This window comes from Deltaproteobacteria bacterium, assembly GCA_016874735.1.
GTDB lineage: Bacteria > Bdellovibrionota_B > Oligoflexia > Oligoflexales > CAIYRB01 > CAIYRB01.
Genome location: VGTI01000085.1, coordinates 1 through 10244 on the forward strand (window position 1 = coordinate 1; position 10244 = coordinate 10244).

Consider the following 10244-nt stretch of genomic DNA (forward strand, 5'->3'; position numbering starts at 1 on the left):
GTTGATATCGTGCAAAAAAATCTCGTCAAGTAACAGGGGTCACCCACGCACGAATCAGCGCGGCAAGCCCCCTACCTGTTAACCAAGCTAGCGACAAGCCAAACAGCAACATCAGAGCTATACCACTAAGACCAAGTGGCCTTAGACTGTGCAAAGGTAGAAGCGCACCGGTCCAGTGCGACCATGAACTCCGCACTTTCAGCACCTGAGAGGTCTTGGGCTCGATATAGATGCGCGTATTGTCTTCGTAATAAAATATAAGATACGGTCGTCCGACCTTGGGCTGATAAATCTTAAGGGGATCCGCGTCATTTCTAACGGCGGCTGCAGCCAAACGCGCTGACGACATTTCAGCTTCATTCAATTGATAAGCGCCTGCGACGTGAATCGTCTCCGTGACTGGAATAGGATCCAACCAATTGCTCAGTGGCTCGACGAAATTGAGCACTGCGCCGATACTAGCCACCACCGCGATGGGGATGCCGAGCACCATGCCAATCACAGCATGCCGTGAGGGCTTGCGCCCTTTCAATCGTACAAGCGATTTTAGTCCCGACACCACCATTAACCAGAGTCCAAGTCCCGCCACAGATATGAGCACGCGACCAGGCCAGCCAGCCACTAAACCTCGATGAAGATCGTAAATAAATGGCCAAGGATCACGGGCACCAAGGATACCGCTCGCGGTAATTGGCGCTTTGAGGGCTAGCACACATCCCGTGAGCGCCACGATAAATAGCGGCATGCCAATGAAAAGTGCTGCCAAACGGTGGCGCTGGCGATGCTGATAGATATTGGGGCGACGGCGGCTCACGGTCATCGCGGCTTATCTCTCGCCCATTGCATTAACTTGCGTGGCGAGGGCTAGGCCACGACCGTTAGTTGCAGTTTCGGTGACGGGCCTGGTCCAAGGACTACCGAGGGGGACATAGGTAGCCTCAGCATCCTTACCGACGAGAACGCGTGTGATCAGGTTAGTCTTGGCCGGTAGCGGTTCGCCAGCGAGTAAGTCCCGGAGCATGGGTGAAGCAGCGCTCTCACCATACTCTACTAGGTAACCAGTCACGGTGCGCTCGACAGCCTGCCAAAGCCGCGCCTCAAGCGCAGGACGCCCGAAGCTCAGCTGTCTGACCGCCTCAACGAGATGATTGGAGAAGAGGCAGTAGGCAAACCTTTTCCACGCCTTGAGCTCGCTGTAATAGAGCTCTACTTTATCTGCTGCAGTTAGATCACGGGTGAATTCCGCGCTAACACGCTCCGCCACAAGCCGCGCATTTTCAAAATCACGCAAATATGTTGCCGTTGGCCAACCGTCTTTAAAGCCCATGACGATATTCTGCAGGTGTGGCTCAAACATGATGCCCATACGCGAATAAAGATATAGGAGCGGCGGGACCAAGGCCTCCGTGTAGGCGCCGAACCAGCGCTCTATGTCGTCGTCGCTAGGCTCGGATCCGAGTCCAGCCGCAACCATAAGTTGGCGAATCATGGACCGCCCACGATCACCGTTGCCAAATAGCGCTGCTGCAAGCAGAGGCACTGTGTCGCCACTCGTATCGATGGTGCGGCGCAGCATCATCCCAAAGCCCTCAGTAATCGCCTGCTGCTCCGCGGACGGGGCATCTGGTAGCACTACCGTCAGAAATGCCAATTCATCCAAGTATGCGAACTGCGGGAAAGCTTGCTGCATGCTGGGGCGGATGGCAGCCATCATGCGGTTGACGCGCAGTGATGCGGCGAGTTCCGGCAAGGCATTACGCCGCAAACAATTGGTGATGCGAAAGCTGAGCGAAAGTTTGTAAAAGTAGGCGCTTTCTGCCGCAAATAGTGTGCGTACAGAGGCCGTAGGATGAAACTTTTTGCCGTAGGCACCTAAATACCGCATGTGCCCATCACGGATCGCGTCGGTCACGCCAACAAACTGGCACAAATAGCGCGCCTGCCATGGGTGCACCGGGACCAACGCCCACCCGTCATCAGGAATCAGGTGCTTGGGACCATCGGCAGCCGTTAGCTCAGTCGCCGCCCGTTCAAGGCAGCTATCTTGTCGCGTGAACTCCCTGCGCACGGCAAAATAATGGAGCTGAAACGAGGCATGCGCCTCTGGTGAATATAGATGCAGCTCGTCCGGGGCGATGCCACTACGCGCCTTGGGCGTCGGATGAAATGGATGCCCATAGGCTAGCGACTGCTCGGATTTAATGTAGGCAACGGCAGGATCAGCTAGGTTAAGAATGGACGGAGGCATCACGCTCAGGATCCAGGCGGTCACCTGCGCGCTCAAACCCATCTGGACCAATAGATCACTGTTTAGTGGCCGATTGAATCGCAGAGCCAGCTCCGTCACGACGAGCTTGGCTAGCGCACTGCGACCCAACTTAGTCTCGCCAGCTGAGCCCTCGAGGGATATTTCGCCCAAATGCCGGATCCCTACCAGCGATTGACGATCGACCGCGGCTAGGACCGCTGCCCCCGAAAAAGGCAGGGCAATGCGAGCCAAGAACGGATAGGCGCGAGACTGTCCGGTCTGACTCGCGCCTGCAAGCCAGGTGACTAAACCGTTTGGTGCAGCGATCTCGCGCCAATAGCATTGCAGCACTGCATGTGCTGCGTGGAGATCAGCCTCTTCACAAAATTCAGTGGGTAGTTGCTCCAGACCGTCGGGTGCTGCAGCTGTCATGACTTGATCCTTTATGCGGTCCCTTACGGCGTCCGACAAGCGGTGCGGACAGGTACCTTTCGACGATCAGACCCTAACCTAACTGAGAATGATTATCAAGATCATAAGATACTCCTGGTTGCAGGACCCGAGAGCAGACCGGTCGGCCTGTCCAAGTTTCTGACACCCTCCGGAAGCGCACCGTGAAAGGCCTTCAACAAGGTCTAATTTACCTCGTAATTTCAGCGGGTCACCCCTTGTGCCCCCGTTCCCCTAAAGTATTGGGTCCGGAAGTCCGAACCTCGTACTAAGGGAAGTGCGATTTCCGGTGCTTAGCCGCTACGGGAGAGCCCGTGACCCGTTAGTGGACCGTGCCGCGAAACAAGGGTGACCCGATGGCGCGCCGAACCTACATCTGGAGCATGCGCACAAAGATGCTGCGACTCATTGCAGTCACTGGATCCCTGTTGCTGTTACTGCACACCACTGAGGCCGCCGGCTTTCCTTACGAGCTCACCTACAGCAACCGCATCACCGAGGCCGATGGTAAACCCGTACAGGGCCCGATCACCGTCGCCGTAGATTTTTATGCTGACGCCGCCGATACCGCACCAAGGATCGAGATCAGTAGTCCCATCGTTCTACCAGACGTCGCCGTCTCGGACGGTGTTTTTCAGTTAGCGATCGAGCTGAGTCCCAGTGATTTCCACAAAGTATTTTCAGAGACCGCCACCACTGTATACATTCAGATCACCGATAAGACCCACAATCGTGTTTATGCTAAACAGCAGTTTAGTGTGACGCCTTACGCGCTCAAAGTACCGATCGACACTACGGTATTTAAGTATACAAATGATGGTTTACTTTCTCTGGCAGCCGACCGGCCCATGGGAGCCGGTTCGCATGTGCTGTCCGCAGATAATAGTGGCACATTGAGTTGGATTGCGGCGCCAAACGCAAGCGGTACAACATCGACGTCCGTGACCCCTGGCGGCGCCGCCGGTGGCGACTTGACGGGATCTTACCCCGGTCCAACGCTCGTAGACTCCGGTGTGACACCTGGCACGTACACTAAGCTCGTGGTTGATGGCAAAGGCAGGGCCACAGAGGGTGGTAGCCTCTCAGTGGCTGACATTCCGGTGATCGATGTGAGCCACGGCGGCACTGGTGCGGTTCAGTTTACAAACAACGGCGTCCTGCTAGGCAACATCACCGGCAATATCCTATCGACTGCCGCCGGTACCTCTGGTCAGGTGCTGAGGATACCCCAAGGGGGATCGGTGCCGGCGTTTGGCGCTCTCGACCTCAGTGAGCCAGCTGCGATTACGGGTACACTCGCAACAAACCGCGGTGGCACTGGAGTCAATTCTAACGCGACGTTCCCAGCCACAGGAGTCATCGTTACCGAAGGTGCGGCTGAAACACTCACCAACAAAACATTATCGTCACCGATCGTCACGTCCGGCACCGTCAACGGCTCGTCCCTGATCACAGGCTCCACAAATATCGTCACGACAGGAACTGTGTCGGCTCAACGGCTGATTGCGGCCGCTTCCGATGGAACTCCCAGGGTGTCACTCAAGGCAGACCCTGCGGCATCCGGTCCTGTAGAACTGACCCTACCATCATCGGAAGGCACCAGTGGTCAGGTGCTAGGTACGAGCGGCAGCGGCGTGTTGACGTGGATGTCAGGCCAACCGCCCACGGGCCCAGCAAGTGGCGATCTAACCGGAAATTTCCCAAGTCCCATCCTAAAAAATACGGGCGTGACCGCTGGGAACTTCAGCAAGGTAGTCGTGGACGCCAAGGGGCGGGTTACGAGTGGATCGACTATCGAGGTAAGCGATATACCGGACCTCCCTGTTGCCAAGATCGTCTCTGGCATCTTGCCCGCTAGCCTCGGCGGCACCGGTATACAATCAACTGCGACATTCCCAACGGACGGAACGATCGTGACGCGCGATAGCGTGGAAACCTTAACGAATAAAACGCTGAGCAGCGCCCTACTTTCAGCAGGCACTATAGACGGCTCCTCACTGATCACTGGCAACACGGAGATCGCGACTTCCGGTGGCGCGAGGTTTGCGGGCAACGTTGGTATTGGGACGACAAATCCAGGCGCAGTGCTGGATGTTCAAGGGACGCCGTTCTCTTCAACCGATAATAGGTTCCTGGTAAAGATTATGGACAATTCGTCGTTTGAAGCCGGTGCTGGCGGCGGCATCGCTCTGGGCAGCATGGTGGAAGGTGCCGCAGGTACGTCGTCGACACCGTACCAACTAGCAGGCCTCAAAGCTGTCAAGGAGGCTGGGGGCTCTGCATATAACGGCGCCCTGGCATTCACCACCAGACCGGCAAATGGCCAGCCAACGGAGAGAATGCGTATCAATTCTTCTGGAAATGTCGGGATTGGCTCGACGGCGCCCAGTGCAACGCTAGATGTCAACGGCAGCATTAAGGCCGCAGGTGCTCAGCTCGGATCGTTAACTATGAACGGCTCTGTCATCAGTGGACTCGTGAAGCCAACAAGCGAAGACCAAAGCGTCAACAAAGACTATGCAGACTCGAAACTGGGCGGCTATGACCTAAACTTTGGCACTCCTGCGAACGGGCAAGTAATCAAATGGGATGGGACTAACAACAAGTTTTACTTAGACGCTGATCTCACTACAGTTGGCGGGGGTGGTGCGGGTACTGGTATATCGGCGATCAACAATATCAGCTCCCCAAACCAATTCCTTACAACCTCCACCAGTGGCACAAGTTTGCGAGTCGATTCCTCGATGACTACGCACACGATCGTGATTCCTATGGCATCCGCTACTGGAGTCTCTAGCGGCCTCATCTCGAACACGGACTATCAGAGCTTTGCCGGGCGTCTGCGCATGGTGGAGGGATCCCCCGGAAGCATTGCGGTTGCAAACGCTAACGGCACAGCAACGGTCAGCCTCGCATCAATTAGTACACCTGGAAACTATACCAAGGTTACGACCAACGCATACGGTCAGGTGACGAGTGGCGGTAACTTAACTGCAGCCGATTTACCTCCGATGACTGGCGCCACAGCCGCTACCAATGGTGCACAAGGAGCAGTACCGACGCCAAACGCAGGAGACCAAGGTAAGTTTCTGAAAGGAGACGGCAGCTGGTCTACCTTACCGCCGCCCACGGGAGCGGCTAGCGGCGATCTAGGTGGCACTTACCCAAACCCTACAGTTGCGACTGTCGGTGGAAAGACGTCATCAGCCATCGCCACTGCTGTCGGGGACACTTCTGCAGCTACCAACGCTAATACACCGTCCACTATTGTGAAACGTGATGCGTCCGGCAACTTCAGCGCCGGGGTTATCACTGCTAGCGCGGGTGCCTTCGCGACCCTGACGACTACGGGGAACGTCGGCATCGGGACTACGTCACCCCAAGTAAAGTTGGAGGTTAACGGATTACTGCGCGTGAAGGAGTCCACGGCCTCTAATTGCACGACTGCGGCACAGGGAGCACTACGTTACAGCACGTCATCTAACTCGATGGAATTCTGCGACGGAAGTTCGTGGATTTCGCTATCAAAGCAACTCCGGAGGCAAATATTCACCAGCAACGGAACGTTCTCGCTGCCTACTGGCACCTCGTCAGATACCGTTTACAAAATCACCGTGGTCGGTGGCGGGGGAGGCGGGGGATACGGTGACGGTGGCGGTGGGGGAGCTGGCGCCACGGCAATTAAATGGCTCTCTAATTTGTCTAGTTCTCTCACAATCGTGATCGGAGCAGGAGGCAACGGAGACAATGACAATTTTGATTCGAATAACAGTTCCGGCGGGAATGGTGGTAACTCAACTGTGAGTTTGGTGGGTGCAGCGACCCCAATACTAACGGCTACTGGCGGTAGTTGGGGCTCTTCGGCAACTAAAGAGGGGGGCCTTGGCGGCACTACTTCATCCGGTGACCTCAACATCGGCGGCGGTGCTGGGGGACAATCTGAAAGTTCGGGTGGTGGCGGTACGGGAGGAAGCTCCTCGCTCGGCGGTGGGGGGGGCCGGTCGCACTACTATAGCTGGCCAATCAGCTACGGCTTACGGAGCGGGGGGAGGAGGTGGTGGTGGTGCACCGAGCAGCGGCGGCGACGGAGCCCCCGGCATCGTCATCATCGAGTGGGTCCAGTGAGTTACGAATTTCTCACCCAAATCACCAGGCTAAAATAGTCCACTAAACACTCAATAGTCTTAGCCCCCTACAGACCCACCTCAACTTTTCCTCTGGCTGCTCCGATACGACTCGTGGGGCGTGATAGTCCCCATGAGATCGGCACCCAACACTTATGCAACTACCTCTAAACATAAACCGAATAGCCATGCTCTTGGCGCTGGTGCTAGGCTGCAGTGGCACATCACCGATGAGTCCATCTGGTACTAAGCGAGCCACCAGCACCGGGGCGCAAGGGACCTCGATTCTGAGCGTGTCTAAATCCTCTGACACCGAAGCGGACAACGAAACTAATGATTCGACCGACGACACTAATGGCAACGACACCACTAATGGGAACACCACGGGCGCAGGCACCGATACGGGTACGACTAATAACGGCATTAACTTAGCTGCCAACGTCAATTGCCCAGCCACGACGGACTTCACCTGTAGTTGCGTAGCAGCTGCCAATGGACAGGAGGCCTGTGAGCCCGCCGAAAATACCGTAGGCATGTGGGAGCACACGGGCTCCATCGGGACCAAAACGACGACTACAAATACTGCGACGGCTCAGGCGTGCCCCGCTATTGCTCAGCTCGGCAATGATGTCTTCAATGTGACGTGTTGTTACACCAATTGTGGCGAGTTCGTCAGGACCGTGAACGCCCTTGCTTGTGCGCGGGTCGACGCCAAGTCATTTGCCTGTCGCTAAATGGCAGCTAATCACGAGCTCACAATAAAGAGCGAAAATCCCTTTGGTTTCGGTTGCTTATATTGTTTTTAATGTATTTTATATTTTTTATAAAAATATTCTTTATTTTAAATTATTTTAATGTATATTAACCAGGCGAGCTATATCCTCTAGCTCCACGCCATGCCTCACCGGAGGCCCATCTGGTTCGTAGCTATAGCCCTCTACCCCCTCACCCACCTCCCGACGAAGGAGAATGCTGCATGTCCCCCTCGAACCTCCATCTGATTGACCTCCAGCCCAAGGCCGACGACTTCCTGGGTGACGTCGAGCGCGGTTTCAACGCCCCAAGCAAGTACCTACTACCCAAATACATTTATGACGCCGCAGGATCCCAATGCTTCGACGAAATATGTCAGACCAATGATTACTACCTGACTAGGGTTGAGCGTTCGATCATGAAACAGCTCGGCGTCATCAACCTCGACACGAGTAAACCGGTAGCTGTTGTTGAGCTCGGTGGGGCTAGCAGCACCAAATTTAGAGAACTCCTGAAGCACCTGACTCATGTACAACTCTACATGCCCGTCGATATCTCGAAAGAGCTACTAAACGCTGAGGCCGAGCAGCTGGCAGCTGATATCCCAGACCTGCAGGTGAAGGCCATTTGTGCTGACTATCAGCAGCTTGCTGACTTTCCCTGGCGAGAGCACCTGGAAGGCATGACTCCGCTCCTATTCTTTCCTGGGTCCACTGTTGGTAACCTCAGCATGAAAGATACTCACGCGCTGATGGATATTTGTCGGACCATCGTTGGCGACGAGGGCTACATGCTCATGGGTGCCGACTTAGTCAAAGACGAGCAAGTACTCATCCGTGCGTATTCCGATTCCGAGAAAGTTACTGAGCGGTTTAATCTTAACATTCTCCATCGGATGAATCGTGACCTCGGTGGCGACATCCATGTGGGCCAGTTTCGTCACGAAGTCCGCTACAATCAGGCCAAGAAAAAAATCGACATCTACCTGGTAAGCAACATCGACCAGACGGTACACATCGCCGGTAAAGCTTATAACTTTAAAAAAGACGAGCCCATCTACACCGAGAGCTCGCGCAAGTTTGAGCGTAGCGATATCGAGGCTCTGGCTGGAGCCCATGGACTCAAACTTACCGAGTGGTGGACGGACGCCCGTGATTATTTCTCAGTGTCCTTACTCAAGTCTGTACCATTGAGTTAAAGCCCGCCGACTGCCGCCTGCATCGACTGGCCAGTATGTGGTATCCTGAAGCATCATCTCCGTTACCACAGATGCCCTAACAGATGCTCTAAAGGAGACAGTCGATGCGCGTTCCCAAGCTGGTCTTGGTCGGAGCCGCTGCGGTTGCAGTATCGTTTGCTTTGCAATGTCGCCATGCCAATCCCGCATCGACCGCACAAGGGATTGGCATGCCTACATCCGAGGGACTACCCATCACCTTTAGCTCTACGCTTCCGGCACAGATGGCGGCCGAGGCATACCGCAATTTCCCGTACTTGGTTGCAGCCTCGGAACCAAGCGGGGGACCGCAGCGGACACTCCCCGTATCGATTAAATGTGAGAACTACAGCCCAGGGGAACAGCACTGCCACCTAAGTTACGAGGGGCCTGAGATGAAGATGGCCCTCGGTTCCTTTCTCTTTGGCACCATGGCCGGACACGTCGTGCTGTCAAAGGACTGCAACGATGGGAGCTGCGGCGACAACAAGTTTCAGATGTGGTGGCGTACAGTCGCGCGGCGCGGTGCTGAGGGACAGCCGGTCTATGACTTTGAAGTCTGCGACATCCGCGGGCTTGAGGCAAAGATTGGGACCAAATCAGCAGGAGAGTGGAAAGCGCCGTTTGACTACTTGGGTCAACTCATCAGCTCTGTCGGCTACCTGCCTGAGGTGCATGGATTGCGCGTATCAGTTGAGGAATTCGAGGACACGGTTCCCGCCTACGACGAGAGTGGCCGCCCAAAACTGGCGAGCGATGGTAAACAAATCATGGAACCGATGCGCAACTATCGTCCCATCGCGGCTTATGCCGGCATAGGCCCCATAGGAGCTTTCCCCAATAGCCACTGTCAGCTCAAGGGTGAGCAAGCAAATGCCAGATATCGTGACACCACGGAGATGGATGCAAGCGAAGGTAATATCCGCCGCCTACCTAAGGCGATGGCGCAGAAAATACCCGCCGGTCAAGTGAAGCTGATGCACGATGTCCTCAGTTACGTAGCTAAACAGTCCAGTAGTAAGCCAATTGCAGCTTCGATACGCTGCCAAAACAAAGCTCCGCGCCATCACTGCCAAATCAACTACCGCGGTCCGGAGCTTCATATGCCAATTCCTAAATATTTAACGGGTGCTGTGGACGCCCAAATCATTGTCCTCCGCCAGTGCCAGAACCTAGGCTGCCAACAAAAAGACGAGTCCGTCATTAAACTTGCCGCCTACCCAGCAGGCGCTCTGCATGTACTAGAAGTCTGTTCCATGACGGGGGTCGAACTGGCGCCTGATCCAGCATACTTCCCCGGTTTTGGCAGGCAGCTAGGGATACCTGATGTGCACGGCGCCTCTATCTGGATGACGCCGACTTCAACCTCTACGGAGGAGATCACGGCCTCCTCACTGATCAAGTTGCTCCTTGGGGTTGGCAGCATAGGCAAGTACCCCACGCCCGCGTGTGA

5 protein-coding genes are annotated in these 10244 nt (G+C 55.3%); 3 read left to right on the top strand and 2 right to left on the bottom strand.

Translation table 11 applies throughout. From position 1 onward, the window contains the following. Nucleotides 1-25 precede the first annotated feature (25 nt). Nucleotides 26-820, bottom strand: a complete 795-nt coding sequence (locus tag FJ146_18040; GenBank protein MBM4253873.1) for a PepSY domain-containing protein — start codon at nucleotides 818-820, stop codon at nucleotides 26-28. A gap of 6 nt (nucleotides 821-826) precedes the next feature. After that, nucleotides 827-2680 (bottom strand): iron transporter, encoded by a 1854-nt coding sequence (locus FJ146_18045; GenBank protein ID MBM4253874.1) that lies wholly within the window; start codon nucleotides 2678-2680, stop codon nucleotides 827-829. Between the two features lie 4330 nt (nucleotides 2681-7010). Here FJ146_18045 and FJ146_18050 point away from each other — a divergent pair. The 3 genes from FJ146_18050 to FJ146_18060 form a co-directional block, all read left to right on the top strand. Beyond that, nucleotides 7011-7556, top strand: a complete 546-nt coding sequence (locus FJ146_18050) for a hypothetical protein (GenBank protein MBM4253875.1) — start codon at nucleotides 7011-7013, stop codon at nucleotides 7554-7556. A 242-nt stretch (nucleotides 7557-7798) separates the two neighbouring features. Further along, nucleotides 7799-8773, top strand: coding sequence for an L-histidine N(alpha)-methyltransferase (egtD, locus tag FJ146_18055; protein MBM4253876.1), 975 nt, complete (start codon nucleotides 7799-7801; stop codon nucleotides 8771-8773). A gap of 104 nt (nucleotides 8774-8877) precedes the next feature. Further along, nucleotides 8878-10244: hypothetical protein (locus FJ146_18060; protein ID MBM4253877.1), on the top strand; the 1367-nt coding region annotated here is incomplete at its 3' end.

What these genes read in the sequence shown, in the direction of transcription:
- FJ146_18040 (MBM4253873.1), bottom strand. Translation starts at nt 820, where the DNA reads ATGACCGTGAGCCGCCGTCGCCCCAATATCTATCAGCATCGCCAGCGC.
- FJ146_18045 (MBM4253874.1), bottom strand. Translation starts at nt 2,680, where the DNA reads ATGACAGCTGCAGCACCCGACGGTCTGGAGCAACTACCCACTGAATTT.
- FJ146_18050 (MBM4253875.1), top strand. Translation starts at nt 7,011, where the DNA reads ATGCTCTTGGCGCTGGTGCTAGGCTGCAGTGGCACATCACCGATGAGT.
- egtD (MBM4253876.1), top strand. Translation starts at nt 7,799, where the DNA reads ATGTCCCCCTCGAACCTCCATCTGATTGACCTCCAGCCCAAGGCCGAC.